Origin of the sequence: Megasphaera sp. AF13-6AC, from assembly GCF_027685385.1 — a bacterium.
In the GTDB taxonomy this organism is placed as follows: domain Bacteria; phylum Bacillota; class Negativicutes; order Veillonellales; family Megasphaeraceae; genus Megasphaera; species Megasphaera micronuciformis.
On sequence record NZ_JAQCUN010000345.1, the window covers coordinates 1 to 555 of the forward strand.

Below are 555 nucleotides of genomic sequence, written 5' to 3' on the forward strand. Positions count from 1 at the left end.
TTCAAGAATACAACCATAGCCGGTACGCCTACCTGACGTGCCAGGAGGATGTGTTCACGTGTCTGCGGCATGGGGCCGTCAGCTGCCGATACTACGAGAATAGCCCCGTCCATCTGTGCTGCGCCGGTGATCATGTTCTTTACATAATCGGCATGGCCCGGGCAGTCAACGTGTGCATAGTGGCGTTTGTCTGTCTGATATTCTACGTGTGCCGTATTGATCGTAATACCGCGTTCACGTTCTTCCGGTGCTTTATCGATGTTAGCATAGTCGGAGAATTCAGCATAGCCTTTTTCGGACAATACTTTCGTAATTGCTGCCGTCAATGTCGTTTTGCCGTGGTCAACGTGACCGATCGTGCCGATATTGACATGGGGTTTGGTTCTTTCGTATTTTTCTTTTGCCATTGTACATTTCCTCCTTCACTAGGAAAGCATTTGTATATATTTCTACATAGATGGGAAAATTTCAGAAATCTTCTCCGTCATATAGAAATAACCCCGAATTAACGAGGTTATTTGTGTGTGGTGGCGGCTCGGAGATTCGAACTCTGGA

At 47.0% G+C, this 555-nt stretch carries 1 protein-coding gene; it reads right to left on the bottom strand.

Annotated features, from left to right (window positions below):
• Nucleotides 1-407: GTP-binding protein (locus PGX78_RS09370; RefSeq protein ID WP_270446697.1), on the bottom strand; the 407-nt coding region annotated here is incomplete at its 3' end.
• Nucleotides 408-555: the final 148 nt, after the last annotated feature.